The sequence below is a fragment of the Synechococcus sp. UW140 genome (genome assembly GCF_900474295.1).
GTDB lineage: Bacteria > Cyanobacteriota > Cyanobacteriia > PCC-6307 > Cyanobiaceae > Synechococcus_C.
The window spans coordinates 166,236-185,431 of record NZ_UCOB01000025.1; the positions used below are offsets into that span (position 1 = coordinate 166,236).

Annotated in this window: 21 protein-coding genes; 10 read left to right on the forward strand and 11 right to left on the reverse strand. The window is 60.2% G+C overall.

What is annotated here, in order from left to right:
- Positions 1–9: 9 nt before the first annotated feature.
- The gene (locus DXY10_RS10580; RefSeq protein ID WP_115019121.1) at positions 10–501 is read left to right on the forward strand and encodes a redox protein; all 492 of its coding nucleotides are present in this window, start codon (positions 10–12) and stop codon (positions 499–501) included.
- Here the strand turns inward: DXY10_RS10580 and DXY10_RS10585 are convergent.
- The 8 genes from DXY10_RS10585 to DXY10_RS10620 all read right to left on the reverse strand — a co-directional run bounded on the left by DXY10_RS10585 (position 489) and on the right by DXY10_RS10620 (position 8,026).
- Positions 489–1,385 (reverse strand): transglutaminase family protein, encoded by an 897-nt coding sequence (locus DXY10_RS10585; protein WP_115019122.1) that lies wholly within the window; start codon positions 1,383–1,385, stop codon positions 489–491. The two genes, DXY10_RS10580 and DXY10_RS10585, sit on opposite strands and share 13 nt — an antisense overlap.
- The gene (locus DXY10_RS10590) at positions 1,358–2,353 is read right to left on the reverse strand and encodes an alpha-E domain-containing protein (protein ID WP_115019124.1); all 996 of its coding nucleotides are present in this window, start codon (positions 2,351–2,353) and stop codon (positions 1,358–1,360) included. The genes DXY10_RS10585 and DXY10_RS10590 overlap by 28 nt, the downstream gene beginning before the upstream one ends.
- Positions 2,347–3,822 (reverse strand): circularly permuted type 2 ATP-grasp protein, encoded by a 1,476-nt coding sequence (locus DXY10_RS10595; RefSeq protein WP_115019126.1) that lies wholly within the window; start codon positions 3,820–3,822, stop codon positions 2,347–2,349. The genes DXY10_RS10590 and DXY10_RS10595 overlap by 7 nt, the downstream gene beginning before the upstream one ends.
- A 140-nt stretch (positions 3,823–3,962) precedes the next feature.
- The gene (locus DXY10_RS10600) at positions 3,963–4,718 is read right to left on the reverse strand and encodes a type 1 glutamine amidotransferase (protein WP_115019127.1); all 756 of its coding nucleotides are present in this window, start codon (positions 4,716–4,718) and stop codon (positions 3,963–3,965) included.
- Positions 4,715–6,424: an urease subunit alpha gene (gene ureC / locus DXY10_RS10605; protein ID WP_115019129.1), complete on the reverse strand. Its 1,710-nt coding sequence runs from the start codon at positions 6,422–6,424 to the stop codon at positions 4,715–4,717. Before ureC ends, DXY10_RS10600 begins: the two co-directional genes overlap by 4 nt.
- A gap of 4 nt (positions 6,425–6,428) precedes the next feature.
- Positions 6,429–6,749: an urease subunit beta gene (locus tag DXY10_RS10610; protein WP_115019132.1), complete on the reverse strand. Its 321-nt coding sequence runs from the start codon at positions 6,747–6,749 to the stop codon at positions 6,429–6,431.
- A gap of 11 nt (positions 6,750–6,760) precedes the next feature.
- The gene (locus DXY10_RS10615) at positions 6,761–7,063 is read right to left on the reverse strand and encodes an urease subunit gamma (protein WP_115019134.1); all 303 of its coding nucleotides are present in this window, start codon (positions 7,061–7,063) and stop codon (positions 6,761–6,763) included.
- 18 nt (positions 7,064–7,081) lie between these two features.
- Positions 7,082–8,026 (reverse strand): urease accessory protein UreD, encoded by a 945-nt coding sequence (locus DXY10_RS10620; RefSeq protein ID WP_115019136.1) that lies wholly within the window; start codon positions 8,024–8,026, stop codon positions 7,082–7,084.
- Positions 8,027–8,129: 103 nt separating this feature from the next.
- On the opposite strand from DXY10_RS10620, the gene ureE reads away from it, so the two are divergent.
- The 8 genes from ureE (at position 8,130) to urtE (ending at position 15,335) form a co-directional block, all read left to right on the forward strand.
- Positions 8,130–8,639 (forward strand): urease accessory protein UreE, encoded by a 510-nt coding sequence (gene ureE, locus DXY10_RS10625; protein ID WP_115019138.1) that lies wholly within the window; start codon positions 8,130–8,132, stop codon positions 8,637–8,639.
- Entirely contained in the window at positions 8,636–9,307 is a 672-nt protein-coding gene (locus DXY10_RS10630; RefSeq protein ID WP_115019140.1) for an urease accessory protein UreF, read from the forward strand. Before ureE ends, DXY10_RS10630 begins: the two co-directional genes overlap by 4 nt.
- Positions 9,307–9,918, forward strand: a complete 612-nt coding sequence (gene ureG / locus DXY10_RS10635) for an urease accessory protein UreG (protein ID WP_115019142.1) — start codon at positions 9,307–9,309, stop codon at positions 9,916–9,918. Before DXY10_RS10630 ends, ureG begins: the two co-directional genes overlap by 1 nt.
- A 114-nt stretch (positions 9,919–10,032) precedes the next feature.
- A complete protein-coding gene (gene urtA / locus DXY10_RS10640) occupies positions 10,033–11,340 on the forward strand; it encodes an urea ABC transporter substrate-binding protein (protein ID WP_115019144.1) in 1,308 nt (435 codons plus the stop codon).
- Positions 11,341–11,440: 100 nt separating this feature from the next.
- Complete coding sequence (locus DXY10_RS10645; RefSeq protein ID WP_115019146.1) at positions 11,441–12,595, forward strand: branched-chain amino acid ABC transporter permease; 1,155 nt, start codon at positions 11,441–11,443, stop codon at positions 12,593–12,595.
- 3 nt (positions 12,596–12,598) lie between these two features.
- Positions 12,599–13,876, forward strand: coding sequence for an urea ABC transporter permease subunit UrtC (gene urtC / locus DXY10_RS10650; RefSeq protein WP_244282269.1), 1,278 nt, complete (start codon positions 12,599–12,601; stop codon positions 13,874–13,876).
- Complete coding sequence (gene urtD / locus DXY10_RS10655) at positions 13,873–14,628, forward strand: urea ABC transporter ATP-binding protein UrtD (protein WP_115019147.1); 756 nt, start codon at positions 13,873–13,875, stop codon at positions 14,626–14,628. Before urtC ends, urtD begins: the two co-directional genes overlap by 4 nt.
- On the forward strand, positions 14,625–15,335 hold the full coding sequence (gene urtE / locus DXY10_RS10660; protein ID WP_115019149.1) for an urea ABC transporter ATP-binding subunit UrtE: 711 nt from the start codon (positions 14,625–14,627) through the stop codon (positions 15,333–15,335). Before urtD ends, urtE begins: the two co-directional genes overlap by 4 nt.
- A 310-nt stretch (positions 15,336–15,645) precedes the next feature.
- Here the strand turns inward: urtE and DXY10_RS10665 are convergent, their stop codons facing one another.
- The 3 genes from DXY10_RS10665 to queC are packed head-to-tail and all read right to left on the reverse strand — an operon-like array spanning position 15,646 to position 18,532.
- On the reverse strand, positions 15,646–16,470 hold the full coding sequence (locus DXY10_RS10665) for an aminotransferase class IV (RefSeq protein WP_115019151.1): 825 nt from the start codon (positions 16,468–16,470) through the stop codon (positions 15,646–15,648).
- Entirely contained in the window at positions 16,467–17,807 is a 1,341-nt protein-coding gene (locus DXY10_RS10670; protein WP_115019210.1) for an anthranilate synthase component I family protein, read from the reverse strand. The genes DXY10_RS10665 and DXY10_RS10670 overlap by 4 nt, the downstream gene beginning before the upstream one ends.
- Before the next feature lie 47 nt (positions 17,808–17,854).
- Positions 17,855–18,532 (reverse strand): 7-cyano-7-deazaguanine synthase QueC, encoded by a 678-nt coding sequence (gene queC, locus DXY10_RS10675; protein WP_115019212.1) that lies wholly within the window; start codon positions 18,530–18,532, stop codon positions 17,855–17,857.
- 102 nt (positions 18,533–18,634) lie between these two features.
- Between queC and DXY10_RS10680 the strand changes: the two genes are divergently transcribed.
- On the forward strand, positions 18,635–19,141 hold the full coding sequence (locus tag DXY10_RS10680) for an ecotin family protein (RefSeq protein WP_371411148.1): 507 nt from the start codon (positions 18,635–18,637) through the stop codon (positions 19,139–19,141).
- Positions 19,142–19,196 lie beyond the last annotated feature (55 nt).

Consider the following 19,196-nt stretch of genomic DNA (forward strand, 5'->3'; position numbering starts at 1 on the left):
ATTCACACCATGTTCGAGCTGCTGGCCTATGAACGGTTTCGCGACACGCCATCGGTGCGTTTCTTCGACGTGACGGTGGAGACGTCGAATGCCCGTGATCTGGTAATTCATTCAGGACCGGCCGTCAGTCCTCCGGATGACCCGGAGTCAGGGGCCTGGCAGTTTTATCTCCATCCCCATCAGGAGGACAATCTGCTGGCGGCTAGCGGCGGACGCACGTTTTATCTGGTGAACCTCGCCTGGGATGTTCCCTTCCACATCGTTCGTTTAGACAGTGGTGGCGACATCCTGCGCATCCCACCCGGCACGTTCCATCGTTCGATTTCTGATTCGGAGGGATCGGTGGTGCTCAATCAGGCCGTGCGTGAACAAGGCGTGTCCCTGCTGCGGGAATTTCGGGTGTACAACAGTGCTCGCATCCCGGCGTTGATGGCAGCCACTGTGGCGTCGGCCCCGAAGCCTTTGCTCCATGGTGTGCGACCCGTGCTTCAGGCCGCCTGAATCAGCGCATTCGCTGCTTTGGCAGGGATTTGCTCCTCCTGAACGCTGATGCTCCAGCTCAGCTCACTTTCGGTCTGGGGTGGACCACTGAACGTGCCGCTGACCGCTGCGGTGAGAGCCGCTTTGGATGAGGTGGCCAGGACGACGTATCGCTCATTCACTTCACTGCCGGCACTGGGGTCAAAACCACGCCAGCCAGCGCCTGGCACATACACCTCCGCCCAGGCGTGTAGGTCGTAGTGCTCTGGGGCCGGATCCAGGAGCTGGTAGCCGCTCACAAACCGTGCCGGAAGGCCCACCACCCTGCAGCAGGTCACCATCAGCATCGCTAGATCCCGGCATGAACCAATTCGTTCCCGCAGTGTGCGGCCTGCTGGCCAGGCAGGGCCCAGATGGCGCTGGGTGTATTTCACTCGATCTTGGATCAGCCCGATCAGTTGCATCAGGAATGCAAGGGTCTGTTGATTGCTGCCCATCAGCGCCTCCTGGGTGAGATCGATCGCCGCAGGTTCGTGTTGGCCATTGGGTAGCCACCCCTCCAGAGCGCCGAGCAGATCCTGATTGAGTTGGCCTCGGGGGTAGGGAAGGGATGGCTCCAGGCCGTTGAAGCAGATCTCCAGGGGTGGGGCTGGTCGTGTTTCGACACAGCTGCGCGCTTCGAAGCAGAGTCGGTCGGTGCTGCCGAAAAAGTTGAGTCTGAGGATTTCGTCACCGCTGGCGGCCAAGAGTTCCCTTTGCTGGCTTGGTTCCGGAAGCACCATGAGCTGGTGGTCGAGTAGGCATTGAAATCCCTGGCCCCGCGGTTTCAGACAGAGGCGGTGTTCCCCGAGCGTCACCGGGTCCGCGTATTGATACGTCAGGCGGTGAAAGATGTGAGCACGCATTCGGGATTGGCGACGTTGGGGCGTAGGTCAGTCGTGGTGAAGTAACGCGCTTGGATCAGCGTGTGGAGGCGGTTGAGGTCTTGCTGTAGTTGGTCGATGGCCTCGTGCAGACCAGCATTGATCAAGGCATCGATGCGTACGTAACTCCAGCGGGCGAGCAGTTGACCGCTCAAACAGTCGAGATCATCTGGAGGCCCCTGCACAGGTTGCTGTTGAATTTGTTCCAATGTGGCGTTGATGCCTTGTAGGCAGAAGCGCACCGAGCGGGGAAAAATCGGATCGAGCAGAAGGAAGCTGGCTACGGAGATCGGACTGATCGCCTGCTGCATCTTCTGGCGGTACATCTGATAGGCACCGGCCGTCCGCAGCAGAGTGATCCACTGCAGTTCGTCTAGGACGCCTCCCACCGCCTCCGGTGATGGCAGGAGCAGGAAGTACTTCACATCGAGGATGCGAGAGGTTTTGTCGGCGCGCTCGATCAAACGCCCCAGCTGACTGAACAGCCAACTCAGATCGCGGCTGAGGCTGGCTTCGGTGATGCCGTAGAAGATCTGGCATCCTCGACGGATAGTGCCCAGCTGCTCTTGCAGCGGCTCCTGCCAGATCGGTTCACCAACCTGCAAGCTCCAGTGCAGATCATTGATCTGTTCCCACATCTCGGTCGTGATGACATCACGAATCTGGCGCGCGTTCTCGCGGGCGCTGGAAATACAGCGCACGATGCTATTGGGGTTGTCCAGGTCGTAGAGCAGAAAACGGATCACCTCTCTGGGGCTGCCAGCTGGATAGGCCAGATCAAATCGGTGACGATCGCCGCTGGCTTCGACCAGGGGCAACCAGGGTTCGGCGCTGCCGGGAGGGCAATCGAGGGCCATGGCCCCACTGACTTCTAAAAAGCGGGAGATGTTCTCCGCTCTCTCTAGATAGCGATGGATCCAGTAGAGGGAATCGGCGACGCGACTCAACACGGCACAGCCTCCTGATGGTGACCGGCACTGACGTGATGCTCATCCACGATCCAGGTGTCCTTGCAGCCGCCGCCCTGGGAAGAATTCACCACCAAGGAGCCCCGCTTGAGCGCCACGCGCGTTAATCCTCCGGGGCTGACCCAGTTGCTCTTGCCGCGCAGGACGTAAGGGCGAAGATCAACGTGGCATGGATACAGCTCGCCGTCGCTTAGGGAGGGCACGGTGGAGAGTTGCAGTGTCGGTTGGGCGATGAAGTTGCGCGGATTGGCGCGGATCTTGGCGTCGAAGCAGGCGAGTTCCGAGCGACTGGCTTGAGCGCCGATCAGCATTCCATAGCCTCCGGCTTCGGCCACGGATTTCACCACCAGGTGTTCGAGGTGGTCGAGAACGTATTGGCGGTCTGACTCGCGAGAGCACAGGTAGGTGGGAACGTTCTCGATGATCGGCTCTTCGCCGAGGTAGTAATGGATCATCGCCGGTACATGGGCGTAGATCAGTTTGTCGTCGGCTACGCCTGTGCCTGGTGCATTGGCGATGGCCACCTTGCCTTGACGCAGCACCTCAATCAGCCCCGGGATCCCCAGGATTGAGTCGCTGCGGAACACAGTCGGGTCTAGGAAATCATCGTCAATGCGGCGGTAGATGACGTCAACCGCTCGAAGCCCATTGGTGCTTCGCATCCAGACCCGGCTGTCTTCGCAGACCAAATCGCGCCCCTCAACGAGGGGAATGCCCATTTGCTGGGCAAGGTAGCTGTGCTCGAAGTAGGCGCTGTTGTACACGCCAGGAGTGAGCAGTACCACTTGAGGTGCATCATTCCAGGGAGCGATGTCTTGAAGGGTGCGCAGCAGGTGGGAGGGGTAGTCGTCGATCGGTTGCACCGTTCTTCCCTCAAACAGGCTTGGGAACAAGCGCTTCATCACGCGCCTGTTTTCCAAGAAGTAGGCCACCCCGGACGGACAGCGCAGGTTGTCCTCCAGGACTCGCCAGGTGCCTTCACCATCGCGGATCAGGTCTAAACCGGAGACATGGCACCAGCGATTCAGGGGCAGAGTGATGCCTTGGATGTCTGGCCGCCAGCCGGCGGAGCTCTCCACATCGGAACGGGGAATTACTCCGTCCTTCAGAATCTGTTGGGGGCCATAGACGTCGGCGAGAAAGCAGTCGATCGCCTCAAGACGCTGGATCAGCCCCTGTTCGAGACGTTGCCACTCGCTGCTGCCGATCAGGCGTGGAAGCGGATCGAAGGGCAGGATCCGTTCGCCGCTATGGATGCCACTTTCATTGAGGCGAAATGTGGCCCCTAAGCGCCGCAGTAGATGACTGGCGGCGGCATGGTTTCGGTTGAGTTCGGCAATGCCCATCTGCCCCAGAGACGACAGCAGAGGCTCGAGAGATGAGCGAGGAGCCTCTTCACGCCGGCAGAAGTATTCGTCATATCCAGATGTTGGCCTGTATTCCGTGAACATCACCGCTGCTCGCGCTCATTGGAATTGAACGCCAACAGCTAGGTCCCGACAGGTGGCTGTTGTTACGCATCCGGGGCTCAATGTCGTTGATTACACAGAAGCACCATCGGTTTTGTCATTCTCATTACCGTCTCGACTGCTCAGTCTTGATTCATGGCTGCCCATTGATCGAGCACGTTGCTGAATAGGCGTCGTCCCTGATGTTCGAGTCTTGGGCCGAACTGGATCCATTGGCGCTGTAGTTCGTCCAGCCCCTGTTCGCCTCGGGCGCTCACCACATAATCCTTGTCTTCGTCGATCCAACGGTGGATGGTCTTGCCGCTCAGCTCCAGGTGACACTGCAGCCCGATTGCATGACGGTCGATGCGGAACACCTGTTCGAGACAGTGCAGTGATGAGCCGAGCAAGGTGGCCTCGCGCGGTAGGCGGATGCGATCCCCGTGCCAGTGCAGCACGATCTCGCTGGCATCGAGACCCTGCAGTATTGGCTCCTGGTCGGCAGTGGCCCACCAGTGAATGGCACCCAATCCCACTTCTTTGAGAGGGGTTGGCGGTTGGCCAACCTGCAGTGGCTCGACGCTGCCCCCGGCTGCGGTCGCCAGCAGCTGGGCTCCCAGGCAGATGCCGAGCACGGGACGTTTGCTGGCATGCCAGGTCTTGAGCCAGTCCAGCTCCCTCTGCAGCCATGTCATCCCAGGCTGATGTTGCTCGTTCACCCCCATTGGTCCGCCGAGCACGAGCGCCACGGTGTTTGCACAGTCGGCGGGGTTCGGGAATGGATCGCCACGGTCTGGTCGCAGCGCTGTGATCGACATCCCACGCTCCCTAGCCAGCTCGGCGACCACACCTGGCCCTTCACGGTCAACGTGTTGGACCACCAGCAGGGTGGTGCTCAAAGCAGTAGGTAGCGCTGGGCCAGGGGCAACACCTCGGCGGGTTCGCAGGTGAGTAGCTCGCCGTCGGCGAAGACTTCATAGGTCTGAGGATCCACGCTCACCTTCGGGAGTGCGGCATTGAGCTTTAGGGATTTTTTGCCGACGTTGCGGGTGTCTTGAACAGCCATGCAGGTGCGATCCAGCCCCAGTTGGCGCTGAATGTCGGTGTCCATCGCCGCTTCGCTCACGAAGGTGAGGCAACTGGCTGCGAGGGCTTTGCCGAAGGCACCGAACATCGGCCGGCCATGCACCGGTCCGGGGGTGGGAATCGAGGCGTTGGCATCGCCCATCTGGGCCCAGACGATTGAGCCGCCCTTGAGCACGAGCTCCGGGCGGATGCCAAAGAAGCCCGGCTTCCAGAGCACCAGATCAGCCAATTTGCCGGTTTCCACCGAGCCCACTTCGCTGCTGATGCCATGGGCCAGAGCCGGGTTGATCGTCACTTTGGCGATGTACCGCTTCAGGCGATGGTTGTCGTTGCGGTTTGAGTCTTCCGGCAGGGCACCCCGCTGCAGCTTCATCTTGTGGGCGGTTTGGAAGGTGCGTGTGATCACCTCACCGACGCGGCCCATGGCTTGCGAGTCGCTGGCGATGATCGAGAAGGCACCGAGGTCATGCAGGATGTCTTCGGCGGCGATCGTCTCGCGACGGATGCGTGATTCGGCGAAGGCCACGTCTTCCGGGATCTTTGGATCCAGGTGATGGCACACCATCAGCATGTCGAGGTGTTCCTCGAGTGTGTTGCGGGTGTAAGGGCGCGTCGGGTTGGTGCTGCTGGGCAGCACGTTCGCCTCACCGCAGATCTTGATGATGTCTGGAGCATGACCACCACCGGCGCCTTCGGTGTGGAAGGTGTGGATCGTGCGACCTTTGATCGCGGCGATCGTGTCCTCAACAAATCCGGCCTCATTGAGAGTGTCGGTGTGAATGCAGACCTGCACGTCCATCTGGTCTGCCACGGACAGACAGGCATCGATCGCCGCCGGGGTGGTGCCCCAGTCTTCGTGCAGTTTCAGCCCACAGGCGCCGGCGCGCACCTGCTCCTCGAGGGCTTCCGGGGTGCTGGCGTTGCCTTTGCCGAAGAAGCCCAGATTCACCGGCAGGCCTTCGGCGGCTTGCAGCATCCGGGCGATGTGAAACGCACCGGGCGTGCAGGTGGTGGCATTCGTGCCGGTGGCCGGTCCGGTACCGCCACCCATCAAGGTGGTTACGCCGCTGGCCAGGGCCGTTTCGATCTGCTGAGGGCAGATGAAGTGGATGTGGGTGTCGATACCTCCAGCGGTGAGGATGTGGCCTTCACCGGCGATCGCCTCGGTGCCGGGTCCAACCACGATCGTCACCCCTTCCTGGGTGTCGGGGTTGCCGGCCTTGCCGATGGCAACGATGCGACCATCTTTGAGGCCCACGTCGGCTTTGACGATCCCCCACCAGTCGAGGATCAGAGCATTGGTGATCACGGTGTCGACGGCACCGCCATCTCGTGAGGTTTGGGCCTGGCCCATGCCGTCGCGGATCACTTTGCCGCCGCCGAATTTCACCTCATCGCCATAAACGGTGTAATCCTTCTCAACTTCGAGAATCAGCTCGGTGTCGGCGAGGCGGACGCGATCGCCGCGGGTGGGGCCATAGGTCTCGGCGTAGGCCTGGCGGGAAATGCGATAAGCCATGGATTCAGGCGTCGAGGGGTCCGTTGATGCGGCCGTTGAAGCCGATCACCTGTCGGGCTCCGGCGTAGGGGATCAGATTCACGTCACGGTTGTCGCCGGGTTCGAAGCGGATCGCCGTGCCCGCAGGGATGTCGAGTCGTTGTCCGCGGGCGGCCTCCCGGTCGAATTGCAGGGCTGCATTGGCTTCGAAGAAATGGAAGTGGGAGCCCACCTGGACGGGACGGTCGCCGCTGTTAGCCACGTTGATGGTGGTGACGGGACGTCCGGCATTGAGTTCGAGTTCTCCGGGTTCGGGAAGCAGCTCACCGGGAATCAGGGATGGCATGGAGAAAGGCCTCAACGGATCGGGTCGTGAAGGGTGACAAGCTTGGTGCCATCTGGAAAAACCGCTTCGATCTGCACCTCATTCACCAGCTCAGGCACCCCTTCCATCACCTGATCGCGTGCCAGCCAGGTGGTGCCTTCCTGCATGAGGTCTGCCACCGTTTTGCCGTCACGGGCACCTTCCAGAATCAAAAAACTGAGCCAGGCCACCGCCTCGGGGTGATTGAGCTTGAGGCCGCGATTGAGCCGTCGCTCCGCCAGCAAGGCCGCGGTTACGACCAGCAGTTTGTCTTTTTCCTGGGGACTGAGATGCATAGGGGGCCTCGGTCTTCTTCAGTGTGTCGCTGTTGTGGCCGATAACGGGTTCGTTGTGAACTCTTGTCGCTCCAATGGCTGCTCTTGCAACGGCCAGACCCGTGGAATTCTTGGCTGGGCCAATCCCCGCAGGGCCCGGGTGCGGGCCCAGATGCGGCTGAACCAAAAACGTGCGTCTCGACTGGAGGGGCCGGCGTAGCGGGCTACCAAGCCCTGCTCAAGTTGGCCGCAGCGCATGTTGCCAGTGAGGCCGGCACGATCGTTGCGGGCGTGATCCAGGAGAGAGGTCATCACCTCTGAAGCCAGGGTCATCGGTGCCGCCCAAACCAGTGATCCGAACACGGGTTGACCCTGGAGACCGTGTTGATCGGTGAGGCTGCTGTTGCCGAGTTCCAGGCGATCCACCAATTCCCAGCGGCTGGACTGCAGTGTTTCGCCATCGCGTCGTTGAATGGCGAGGGCTGAGCGCCATCGTCCTTGTTGCAGCACTTCATTGGCGGCGGTGCGACCTAGTCGCACGATTTCGGCGCTCAGAAATGAGGCGTTGTTGGGCAAAATCACGCTGAGCCGTTGTTCGAACAACGCATCGGCATAGAGCACGAGCTCCTGCGGAAGCCATTCCAAATCGCTTCCTCTGGCCAGCTGGCATTGCACGGTTTGCAGCGCCCAGGCCCCTTCGGGATGGAGGCTGCTGCGGCCCACGGTTCCATACACCTTCTGCGCCGCCACACTGGTGATCAGGGCGCGACTGTCCCTTTTCAGGTTGAGATCGAGACTGAGCTGGTCTCCGCCGACGAGGCCCCCGGCCGTATGCAGCAGCGGTAGCTCGCAGCGGCCATCGTCGCCTTGCTCTGCACGCAGCAGTTTGAAGGGAGCTGTGCAGCCTCCCTGGTGACGGGTGCGATTGCCGGCGCAATCGAAGTGCAGCTGGCAGTGGCCATGCCAGGGCTCGGGGCGTTGCATTGACTCACGCTCGGCGCAGCAGGCATCTTCACTGTGTAGCAATGCATGTCAAACAACGGTTCGATGGCTGGGAACGCTGGGGTTATCAGGGAGGACGGAATCGGTGGCTGACGTGGTGATCGTGCTGGAACATCGACAGGCCGCTGCTGCCCCATTCAGCGCAGCGACGGCTGAACTGCTGCAGCTCCCGCTCACTGCCCATCAGCGCACAGTGATGCGGGGCAGGAGGCGCACCAGTTGTGGCCTGGATGTGCTGTTGCAATTGCCCCGGGAGGGCTCGCTTCAGCCTGGTGAACGGTTGGTTGATGGGGCGCGGACGCGGCAGGTGGTGGTGGTGGCTGCAGAGGAGGAGTTGCTACGGGTTCAGGCTGCTTCGCCCCTGGCGTTATTGCAGGCGGCTTATCACTTGGGTAATCGGCATGTGTCCCTTGAGCTGCATGAGCATGAGCTGTTGCTGTTAGATGACGCCGTGCTCGCGACGATGTTGGCCGGGTTGGGGCTCACGCTGAGCCGTTGTCGTCGTCCCTTTCTGCCGGAAGGCGGTGCCTACGCTGGCCACAGCCATCGACATGGCCATGAGGATGTCGACTCCGAGATGAATCCTCCGGTATGAGTGCATTGGCTCTGCTGCAGTTGGTCAGCCCTGCTCTGCCGGTGGGTGCCTTCAGCTACTCCGAGGGATTGGAGGTGTTGATTCAGGCGGGTTTGCTCACGGATGAGGCGTCGCTCGAGGATTGGCTCACAGCCGAACTGGAACGGGGTGCCTTGCGCTTGGAGGCTGCGGCTCTCTCGTTGCTCAGGGCAGACCTGCAGCTCTGGACTCGACTTGGTGATCAGGCCGCTTTGAACCGTGTGCTCGATCTGGATGGATGGCTGCTGTCTACCCGGGAAGCGGTTGAGATGCGCGCGCAGCAGCTGCAGATGGGGGGATCCCTGCTTCAGCTGATGGCGGATATGGACCATGGTCTGCCGCATCCTGCCAAGCTCGCTTGGCCAGGGGCCTGGGCTTGGGCAGCATTGGCGCTGGCCGTGTCCGAGACGGAGATGGTGGAGGGCTATCTCTACGGTTGGACCGCCAATCAGCTCAGTGCGGCAGTGCGTTTGGTGCCGTTGGGGCCCACCCGGGCTCAGGTGCTGCAGCAGCGTCTGTTGGCCAGGATCGCTGAGCAGGCGCGGTTGCTTCAGGAGCAGGATCCGCGCCAGCTCTGGTCTGGCGGAGTTGGCGCATCTTTGGCTCAGCTGGCCCATGCTGAGTTGTATTCGCGTTTGTTCCGAAGCTGATGGGCAGCAAGCTGCGTGTGGGAGTGGCAGGGCCAGTGGGCTCCGGAAAAACAGCCCTGGTGGAAGCGTTATGCCGACAACTGCGGGATCAGTTGCAGCTCGCCGTGGTGACGAACGACATCTACACCCAGGAAGATGCCCAGTTCCTCACTCGCGCAGGTGCCCTTGACCCAGAACGAATCCGCGGGGTGGAAACCGGTGGCTGCCCCCATACGGCGATTCGGGAGGACTGCTCGATCAACCGGGCGGCGGTGGCAGAGCTGGAGGCGCAGTTTCCCGATCTGGATCTGGTGATGGTGGAGAGCGGCGGCGACAACTTGGCCGCAAGTTTCAGTCCAGAGCTGGTGGACCTGTGCATCTATGTGATTGATGTCGCGGCTGGCGACAAGATTCCGCGCAAGGGAGGTCCTGGCATCACCCGCTCCGATCTTCTGGTGATCAACAAAATTGATCTGGCACCGTTGGTCGGTGCAGACCTCGCGGTGATGGAACGCGACACCTTGCGCATGCGGGGGGAAAGGCCTTGGTGCTTCACCAATCTGCACAGCCGCGAAGGCCTGGAATTTGTGGTGGCCTTTCTGCAACAGCAGTTGCCAAAGTTACCAAGTTAAGGAGAGATTAAAAAAACGTTATACGATTTGGTTCCTGTTGATACAAAAACGATTGCTCAGGGGTCCTACTCAACCGGTGTCGCCGCGAGGCGCGCATCCTGTGTTGAGGATTTCATGAGCTCTTCTCTCTCCAAGCGTCTGTTTGCCGGTCTGGCTGCGGCGTCATTGGGCCTGGCCGTTACTGCCTGTGGTGGTGGTAGTGATGAGGCCACTAACGCCACTTGTGATGACGACGGCAATTGCACCGTCACCGTCGGCATCCTCCATTCTCTGACCGGCACGATGGCCATCTCGGAGAAGACGCTGGTGGACACCGAGAAGATGGCCATTGCAGAGATCAATGCCGCTGGTGGTGTTGAGGTCGATGGCAAGAACTACACGATTGAAACCATCGTTGAAGACGGTGCATCCACTTGGCCCACCTTTGCTGAGAAGTCGAAAAAGCTGATCGACCAGGACAAGGTGCCCGTCGTCTTTGGTGGCTGGACCTCCGCCAGCCGCAAAGAGATGCTGCCGGTTTACGAATCGAAGAACGCCTTCCTCTTCTACCCGATTCAGTACGAAGGCCAGGAGTGTTCCAACAACATCTTCTACACCGGTGCCACCCCGAACCAGCAGTCGGAGCCGGCGACCAAGTTCATGTATGAGAAGTCACCCGCTGCCGGTAAGGACTTCTTCCTGGTGGGCTCTGACTATGTCTTCCCCCGTACCTCCAACACCATTACCAAGGCTCAGGTTGAGCAGCTTGGCGGCAAGGTTGTTGGTGAGGATTACCTGCCCCTGGGCAACACCGAGGTGGCGCCAATCATCGCCAAGATCAAGAAAGCGTTGCCTGATGGTGGTGTGATTATCAACACCCTGAATGGTGACCAGAACGTTGCCTTCTTCAAGCAGATCCAGGACGCCGGCATCACGCCTGCCAATGGCTACTACGTGATGAGCTATTCGATCGCTGAAGAAGAAATCAGCACCATCGGTTCCGAGTTCCTTGAGGGCCACTACGGCGCTTGGAACTACATGATGTCGATCGACACCCCGGCTTCCAAGAAGTTCGCTGCCGACTTCAAGGCCACCTATGGCGCTGATCGGATGGTCGCTGACCCTCAGGAATCGGCTTACAACATGGTCTACCTGTGGAAAGCCGCCGTCGAAAAGGCCAACAGCTTTGAAGACGACAAGGTGCGTGAAGCTCTGATTGGCATCGAGTTTGATGCTCCTCAAGGTCCTGTGAAGGTGATGCCGAACCATCACCTCTCCCAGACCGTGCGGATCGGTCAGATCACCAAGGACGGTCAGTTCGCCATCCTCGAGGAGACCGATGGCCCCGTGTCACCGCAAGCCTGGAACCAGATCCACCCTGATTCCACCGGTTATGCCTGTGATTGGACCGATTCCTCCAAGGGCGGTAAGTACAAGCTCTGATTCGGCTTCATCTCTTTTTGATTGCTGAATTGTTTGTGGAGGAGTCCCTTTAGGGACTCCTCTTTTTGTCGTTCCACTGACTGCTTCAGTCCCGACTTCCGTGCAACTGCTTTTTGAAAGCCTGTTCAACGGTGTCGCCATCGGCTCGGTCTTGCTGATGGCTGCACTTGGACTGGCGATCGTGTTTGGCCTGATGGGTGTGATCAACCTCGCCCATGGCGAGCTCATCATGCTCGGTGCCTACACCACCTATGTGGTGCAGCTGATCTTCAAGCTGCCTGCGCTGCAACCCCTTTACAACTGCTATGTGCTCGTCGCCATTCCGCTGGCCTTTGTCGTCAGTGGTGTGGTTGGCATCCTTTTGGAACGCACCGTGATCCGTCGCCTTTATGGCAGTCCGCTGGAGACGCTGCTGGCGACCTGGGGCGTCAGTTTGATCTTGCAGCAGTTCGTGCGCAGCGTGCCGATGGCCTATGCCGCCGGTCTGATCCTGGCGCTTGTGTCTGGATTTGGTTTGCCCCTTTTGCTTCCTTCCGGCTGGTTCGCGGGAGCGCGTGCGCGGTTGATCCGATTGGGCTCCTGGGCCTTCTCCGCCTTTTTGGGTGTCTGCCTTGCTGGAGGTTTGGCCTCACAGATCGACCGGATTGCCCGTGCAGATGCCCGCAATGTTGATGTCACGGCACCGCAGTGGATGCGAGGTGGTCTGGAGATGGCAGGCATGACCTTCCCAGTTCCCCGGCTGGTGATCATCGTGATGACGGTGATGGCTGTCGTGGGAGTCAGTTGGTTTTTGAATCGCAGTGTCTGGGGCATGCGCATCCGTGCCGTCACCCAGAACAGATCGATGAGCGATTGCCTCGGCATCCCAACCGAAACAGTTGATGTGCTCACATTCGGCATTGGCTCCGGTCTGGCCGGTGTGGCCGGTGTGGCCGTCTCGTTGCTCGGTTCGGTGGGTCCGAACGTCGGTGGTTCCTACATCGTCGGCTGCTTCATGGTTGTGGTTCTTGGCGGTGTGGGCAATTTGTATGGCACTGTTCTGGCGTCCTTTGCCATTGGTGTTCTCACGGACCTGATTGGTGCAGGTCGGCTGCTGTCTGTTTGGCCTGACATGCCGTCACCGTTGGCGAGTGCGGTCGAGTTCTTTGCCACGACGAGCATGGCTCAGGTGATGGTCTTTGCTCTGATCGTCGTCTTCTTGCAGTTCCGTCCCGCGGGTCTCTTCCCGCAGAAGGGCCGCATGGTGGAGGCCTGAGCCATGTTCCAATCCTTACAACAACGACGCTGGCTTCTGGTCTGCCTCTGGGTGTTGATCGTTGCCGCGATTGTTGCTGCACCAGCGATTCTTCCGGTGTTCAGGCTCAACCTTCTGGGTCGTTTTCTTTCCCTGGCGATCGTGGCCCTCGGCATCGATCTGATCTGGGGATTTACTGGTCTGCTCAGCCTGGGGCAGGGCATCTTTTTCGCCCTGGGCGGCTATGCAGCAGCGATGTACCTGCAGCTCAGTAATGCCGGTGATCTGCCCAACGGCATTCCTGAGTTTTTTGGTCTTTATGGCGTCAAAGAGCTGCCGTTCTTTTGGCATCCCTTCGCGTCGCCTTGGTTCACCCTTGTGGCGATCTGGCTGATCCCTGGGGTTCTGGCTGGCGTCCTGGGTGGACTCGTGTTCCGCAATCGGATCAAAGGGGTCTACTTTTCGATCCTGACCCAGGCCGCATTGCTGGTCTTCTACAACTTTTTCAACGGCCAGCAGAAGCTGATTAACGGCACCAATGGTTTGCAGACCCCTGCGACCAAATTGTTTGATCAGTACGTCGGCTCCGACTTGATGCAGCGATGGTTCTTTTGGGTCACCGCTGTAGTGGTGATCCTGATCTGGGCCCTGTTGCGTTGGGTGGTGCGCGGTCGTTTCGGCGATGTGTTGATCGCGATCCGTGACGATGAGCCGCGACTGCGTTTCGCCGGCTACAACCCCACGTTGTTCAAGACGCTTGTGTTTGGACTGGCTGGGGCACTGGCCGGGATCGGCGGTGCCCTCTACACCGTTCAATCGGGAAGTGCTTCACCCCAGTTCATGGAAGTACCCATGTCGATTGACATGGTCATTTGGGTTGCGGTTGGCGGTCGTGGAACCCTGGTCGGGGCGATTCTCGGAGCTGTGGTGATCAACTTCGCCAAGAGCCTCGTGAGTGAGGCGCTGCCTGAGAGCTGGCTGTTCATTCAGGGTGGTTTGTTCATCCTTGTGGTGACGGCGCTGCCAGAAGGCGTGATTGGTTGGTTCCGCGGCGAAGGCCCTGGCAACTGGCTCAACCGTCTGGGTTATTGCCTCAACACTCTGGGGAACTGGTTGATCCGTTGGGGCAATGCGTTGATCCGTCAAAGCACTGCGTTTCCATGGCTCAACTATCTAGGGATCAACACGCTGGGGAACTGGTTGATCGGTTGCGGTCATGCGCTCAACAGTGTTGGGATCGTGCGCCGCATTGGTACCTATCCCCGTCTCGAACTTGAAGGTCAGGTGGAGGTGCAGCCATGAGTTCAGCCCTGTTGGAATTGCGTCAGATCACCGTCAGCTTTGACGGCTTTTTGGCGCTTCGAGATCTCAACCTCAGCTTGCAGCCCGGTGAACTCCGTGCAGTGATCGGGCCGAACGGAGCAGGTAAGACCACGTTTCTTGACGTGATTACGGGCAAGACCGCGCCAACAGACGGCGACGTGGTGTTCAAAGGACGCTCACTGTTGGGACGTCCGGAGCACCGCATCGCCCGTTTGGGCATTGGTCGCAAGTTCCAGAGCCCAAGGGTGTTCGAGAAGCTGAGTGTGCAGGAGAATCTGGCCCTGGCGGTGAGTCGTCCGAAGCAGCCCTGGTCGCTGCTGTTCCAACGTCTCACAGCAGGGCAGCGGGATCAGGTGCATCACCTCATGAGCATCGTCAATCTGCAGAACCGGGCTGATTGGGCTGCGGGTTCCTTGTCCCATGGCCAGAAGCAGTGGTTGGAGATCGCGATGCTGGTCGGTCAGGATCCTGATCTATTGCTGGTGGATGAACCAGTGGCCGGTCTCACCGATGAGGAAACGGATCTCACTGCCGATCTGCTCAAGTCTTTGGCCGGTGATCACACCGTGCTGGTGATTGAGCACGACATGGAGTTCATCCGTCGGCTTGAGAGTCCGGTGACGGTGCTGCACCAGGGCCATGTGCTCTGCGAGGGAACGATGGATCAGGTGCAGGTTGATCCACGCGTGATTGAGGTTTATCTCGGCACGACCGAGGAGGAGAACGGATGACGACGCTTCTAGAGATCCGTGGCTTGAACACCTACTACGGCGAAAGCCACATCCTCCGGGATGTGGACCTCACTGTGAAAGTGGGTGAAATGGTCTGCCTGATCGGGCGCAACGGTGTGGGTAAAACCACATTGCTGAAGTCATTAATCGGTTTGCTGCGGCCCCGCCGTGGCGAGCTTGTCTTCAACGGTGCTGGGCTTGATCGGCAACCACCCCATGAGCGGGCGCGGGCAGGAATCGGCTATGTACCCCAGGGTCGTGAGATCATCCCGCAGCTGACGGTCGAGGAGAACCTGAAGCTGGGGATGGAGGCGTTGCCTGGGGGATTGGCTCGCCATCGCCGCATCGATCCCTTTGTGTATGAACTCTTCCCAGTCCTGCAAGAGTTTTTGCCTCGCAAAGGTGGGGATCTCAGCGGTGGTCAGCAGCAGCAGCTCGCGATCGCTCGGGCACTCCTGGGTCGACCAAAATTGCTGCTTCTTGATGAGCCCACGGAGGGCATTCAGCCCAACATCGTGCAGGACATTGAGGCGGCCGTGCGACGGATCATTGCTGAGACCGGGATTGGTGTGCTGCTGGTGGAGCAGCACCTCCATTTCGTCCGTCAGGCCGACCGCTATTACGCGATGCAGCGGGGCGGCATCGTCGCCAGCGGACCCACCAGTGAGCTGAGTCAGGCGGTGGTGGATCAGTTCCTGACCGTTTAAGGCTGGGCTGCTTCGCTTTAGCTTCCGCTTCCTCTCGCGTTCCCCTCCAGGTAGGTCAGAGCCTGGGGGGCTCCATCGTTAGGGCTGTGAGGATGGCACGTGGCAGGAGCAAGAGTGACAAACCTGCTAAGACCAACAGCTCCACCTGGCCCGAGCCGATCGGGCCTGTGACCACGGCCCGGTGAGGCTGTTGAGCCCGAGATCTCTGCGGAGTTCTATCGCTGCGGCGGTTTGCCTTGCCGAAAGACTGGCAAGGGTCGTCTGAAGGGACCGCCGCACTAAAAACTTTGTCTGGGTTCTTGATTGCGCTTCAGCAATCGGAGTGGAGCTGCGCTTTCCAGAGCCCTGCAGCATTGACGTTGGTGTTGAGGGGCTGATCGTCCACTGCACTCACCACGCGGCAGTCGAGGCTGTTGATCAGCAGCCAGCAGTCATTCGCTTCCGGATGCGGGTCCAGGCGTTGTTCGTGGGCAACGCCGTTCTTCAGCAGCTCTTCGCGCATCACCCCCGGCAAGCAACCACTGCTCAGGGGCGGTGTCAGCCACTGGCCTTGGCGTTGAACCAGCAGGTTGGCAGTGGTGCCGCAGCAGAGCTCGCCGGTGGTGCTGAGTAGTAAGCCTTCATCGGCCCCTGCACGGATCGCTTCGCGGCGGGCCTGGATGGCCTGGCCGTAGGCGAAGGTTTTGCAATGGCTCAGGCGGCTGTTGGCATTGCGCCCTTCATGGCGACTAATCCAGGTGCGTACGGTGTTGAAGGTTGGTGTATGTGGGCTGAGGCTGAACCAGAAGCGGTGCTTGCTGGGATCTGGCTCGCCAGGTGGTACTTGGATTCCCCGTGCTCCGGCTGCATCGCGGCTCCAGTTCAGACGCAGCGCGCCATCGCTGCAGCTGCGTTGAACCGCTTCTGCAATGAGAGGTCGAAGCACTTCCAGGGTTGGCGGTGGGGCCATCCCCAGGACTGTTGCCCCAACGCACCAGCGCCGCTGGTGTGCTCGTAGAAGTTGGGGTTGTCCGTTGCGTATCAAGATCGTTTCAAACACGCCATCGCCCAGTTGCAGGCCACGGTCACTGAGAGGAAGGCTCAGTTCCGAGGGCTGCCCCCAGCGGCCATTGATCCAGGCGATGGTTGCGCTCATGCCAGAGCCTCCAGTAACGGCAGCAGTTTCCAGTCCAGTTCGTCAGCTTCCGCTTCAGGGTCAGAGTCAGCGACGATGCCGCAGCCGGCGTGCACCCGCAGTTGGTCGTCTTTGCGAAGGACGGTGCGGATGAGGATGTTGCTGTCGAAGCGGCCGTCCCAGTCGATCCGTAGCAAGGATCCGCAGTAGGGCCCTCGGCCACTGGGTTCCAGCTCGGCGATGCGTTGGCAGGCCCGCAGTTTGGGTGCACCGCTGATCGATCCTCCGGGCCAGCTGTTCTCCAGCAGATCCACCCAGGTTTTGCCCTGGCGCAGTTGCCCGGTCACCACCGAGGTGAGGTGATGCACACGGGCATAGCTCTCCAGGCCAACCAGCTGGGGCACTTGCACCGAACCAGGGATGCAAACACGGCCCAGGTCGTTACGGAGCAGGTCCACGATCATCACATTCTCGGCTCGGTCTTTGCTGCTGCAGATCAGTTCAGCAGCGTTGGCGGCATCTTGCTCGGGATTGCTATCGCGGGGGCGCGTGCCTTTGATCGGCCGGGTTTCCACCTGCCCATTTGTTTGCACCTCGAGGAAGCGTTCGGGCGAGGTGGAGAGCAAGGCTTCGCCGCTGGCGTTGCCGTCAGCCACCACGAGGCCGGCGAAGGGAGCGGGGCAGCGGGCGCGCAGTCTCCGGAAGAGCTCCAGATTGGTGATTTCGGCAGCGATCTCACTGCAGGCGCAGGCTGTGAGGTTGGCTTGGAAGAGATCACCACTCGCGATCAGCGCGCGGATGTGTTCGACTCCGTTGGCGTAGTCGTTGCGGTTCGTCTCTCGCGTCCAATGGGTATGGAGTGGCGTTTGGCTCCCTTGGCTATCGGCGTTCGCTGCTGCTGTTGCGATCGTTTCGCTTGTGGTGGACGTGGTGGAGACCAGTGCGTTCCACCATTGCTGCATCGCCTTGAGGCGTTGCGGATTGACCCCCTCCAGCCATACCTGTTGTTGCTGCAGATCAAAGCGCAGCACTGGGTCATGGCGTGCGATCCAGAGGCTTGCCATGGCATCGCCGCGCCAGGGGTTAGCGGCTTCGCTCCAGGCGGCGGCGTCGTAGCTGAGCCAACCGGTCCAGTGCCCTTGGGAGAGCTGGCGCAGCACATCAAAGGGATTGGATGCACCGGTTTCACCGGGTAGTCCTCGGCAGCAGTGCTGCTCCACCGGATCGGCGCCAAGGGTGATCCAGCGGCCATGGGCGCTGCCGTCGCCATCGAGCCAGATGAAGCCTGCTTCTCCCCACTGAGCTGTCATGGCATTGGCCACCCGATTCGGCTCCAGCCATGGCAGGGCCTGGCGCATCGCCGCTGCACCAGATTGCGAGCCAGCACCTTCAGCGGCGGGATACGTCAATGGGCTGGACTGCAGAGATCGGGACGGCCTGCAGCACGCAGGGCTTGATCGCGGATTCTGCAGCTATCGCAGACGCCGCAGGGTTGCTCGCCGCCGCTGTAGCAACTCCAGGTCTGTTCAATTGGCACATTGAGGCGAAGGGCTTCTGCCACGATCCGTTGTTTGCTCCAGGTGACCAGAGGGGCCCAAAGCTGCGGCCCATGGCCTTCGCGGCCCACCTTGCTGCTCAGATTGGCGAGAGTCTGAAAGGCGGAGAGGTAGTCGGGCCGGCAGTCGGGATAGCCGGAATAGTCAACGGCGTTGACGCCCAGAACGATGCGATCGGCGCCGCGTGCTTCCGCCAGGCTGAGGCCGATGCTGATAAACACCGTGTTGCGACCCGGTACATAGGTGCTTGGGATCACCCCTTCCTCCACGCCTTCGGTGGGGATGGTTTGTTGTGCGTCGGTGAGGGAGGAACCTCCCCAGCTGGCGAGGTTCACCGCAATGGTGTGGTGCTCCGCCAGGCCGAGGGTGGTGACTAAGGCTGCTGCTGCTTCCAGTTCGCGTCGATGGCGTTGCCCGTAATCAAAGGAGAGGCCAATCACTCGATGACCGGCTTCACGGGCGAGGGCCGCGGCGGTGGCGGAATCGAGGCCACCGGAGAGCAGGGCAATCACGGTTGAATCGGTCATGCTGGGCATTCTGTTGCCGCGTGGGTCATGGCCAAGGGTCTGTTCAACCTGTTTTCGGCTGTTGGTGGATTGAGGGCTGGTCGATCGGCTGTAGTGCTGACCATGCTTTGTCTTGGTGCAGCAGGACCGGCCAGTGCCATTCCCAGACTTGATTTAAGTGGTTACCCCGCCCCGGCAGCAGGGCTTCAGCGCTGGGTGATCCAACCCTCTGGTCTCTTACCGCAGAGTTCGGATCCGTTGATTTCTGCTCATCCAATCGATTGGCGGGTGCAATTGATCATCGGCAAAGAGGTGGAGGTGGACTGCAACAACACCTGGTTGTCTGGGCCGGTGTTGTCGATGACGCGTCTGCCCCAGGCTGCCGGTAAAGCGTTGTTTACGTTGAGTGGACCCCTTGTGGTGATGAGCACCCGAAAGGGATGTGCACCTGACACTCCCCGCAAACGCAGTTTTCTCACTCTGGGTCAACAGCCTTTCTTGGTGCCCTACAACGCCTCCTGGCCGATTGTTGTAGATCTGCCTCAAGGGGCAGAGTTGCGTTGGCGTGTTTGGAAAGCTGAGACCAAGCAGTTGGAGGGGGTGCAGGTGTCTGCAGGTCAGACGAGGTAACTGCCCCTGCGCTGGAGGTCACCAGCGGCGTCTTCAACAACGGCCATGAGGTCAC

What these genes read in the sequence shown, in the direction of transcription:
- urtA (WP_115019144.1), top strand. Translation starts at nt 10,033, where the DNA reads ATGAGCTCTTCTCTCTCCAAGCGTCTGTTTGCCGGTCTGGCTGCGGCG.
- queC (WP_115019212.1), bottom strand. Translation starts at nt 18,532, where the DNA reads ATGACCGATTCAACCGTGATTGCCCTGCTCTCCGGTGGCCTCGATTCC.
- DXY10_RS10620 (WP_115019136.1), bottom strand. Translation starts at nt 8,026, where the DNA reads ATGCAACGCCCCGAGCCCTGGCATGGCCACTGCCAGCTGCACTTCGAT.
- ureC (WP_115019129.1), bottom strand. Translation starts at nt 6,424, where the DNA reads ATGGCTTATCGCATTTCCCGCCAGGCCTACGCCGAGACCTATGGCCCC.
- DXY10_RS10595 (WP_115019126.1), bottom strand. Translation starts at nt 3,822, where the DNA reads ATGTTCACGGAATACAGGCCAACATCTGGATATGACGAATACTTCTGC.
- DXY10_RS10680 (WP_371411148.1), top strand. Translation starts at nt 18,635, where the DNA reads ATGCTTTGTCTTGGTGCAGCAGGACCGGCCAGTGCCATTCCCAGACTT.
- ureG (WP_115019142.1), top strand. Translation starts at nt 9,307, where the DNA reads ATGGGCAGCAAGCTGCGTGTGGGAGTGGCAGGGCCAGTGGGCTCCGGA.
- DXY10_RS10615 (WP_115019134.1), bottom strand. Translation starts at nt 7,063, where the DNA reads ATGCATCTCAGTCCCCAGGAAAAAGACAAACTGCTGGTCGTAACCGCG.
- urtD (WP_115019147.1), top strand. Translation starts at nt 13,873, where the DNA reads ATGAGTTCAGCCCTGTTGGAATTGCGTCAGATCACCGTCAGCTTTGAC.
- urtC (WP_244282269.1), top strand. Translation starts at nt 12,599, where the DNA reads ATGTTCCAATCCTTACAACAACGACGCTGGCTTCTGGTCTGCCTCTGG.
- DXY10_RS10630 (WP_115019140.1), top strand. Translation starts at nt 8,636, where the DNA reads ATGAGTGCATTGGCTCTGCTGCAGTTGGTCAGCCCTGCTCTGCCGGTG.
- urtE (WP_115019149.1), top strand. Translation starts at nt 14,625, where the DNA reads ATGACGACGCTTCTAGAGATCCGTGGCTTGAACACCTACTACGGCGAA.
- DXY10_RS10665 (WP_115019151.1), bottom strand. Translation starts at nt 16,470, where the DNA reads ATGAGCGCAACCATCGCCTGGATCAATGGCCGCTGGGGGCAGCCCTCG.
- DXY10_RS10580 (WP_115019121.1), top strand. Translation starts at nt 10, where the DNA reads ATGTTCGAGCTGCTGGCCTATGAACGGTTTCGCGACACGCCATCGGTG.
- DXY10_RS10670 (WP_115019210.1), bottom strand. Translation starts at nt 17,807, where the DNA reads ATGCGCCAGGCCCTGCCATGGCTGGAGCCGAATCGGGTGGCCAATGCC.
- DXY10_RS10610 (WP_115019132.1), bottom strand. Translation starts at nt 6,749, where the DNA reads ATGCCATCCCTGATTCCCGGTGAGCTGCTTCCCGAACCCGGAGAACTC.
- DXY10_RS10585 (WP_115019122.1), bottom strand. Translation starts at nt 1,385, where the DNA reads ATGCGTGCTCACATCTTTCACCGCCTGACGTATCAATACGCGGACCCG.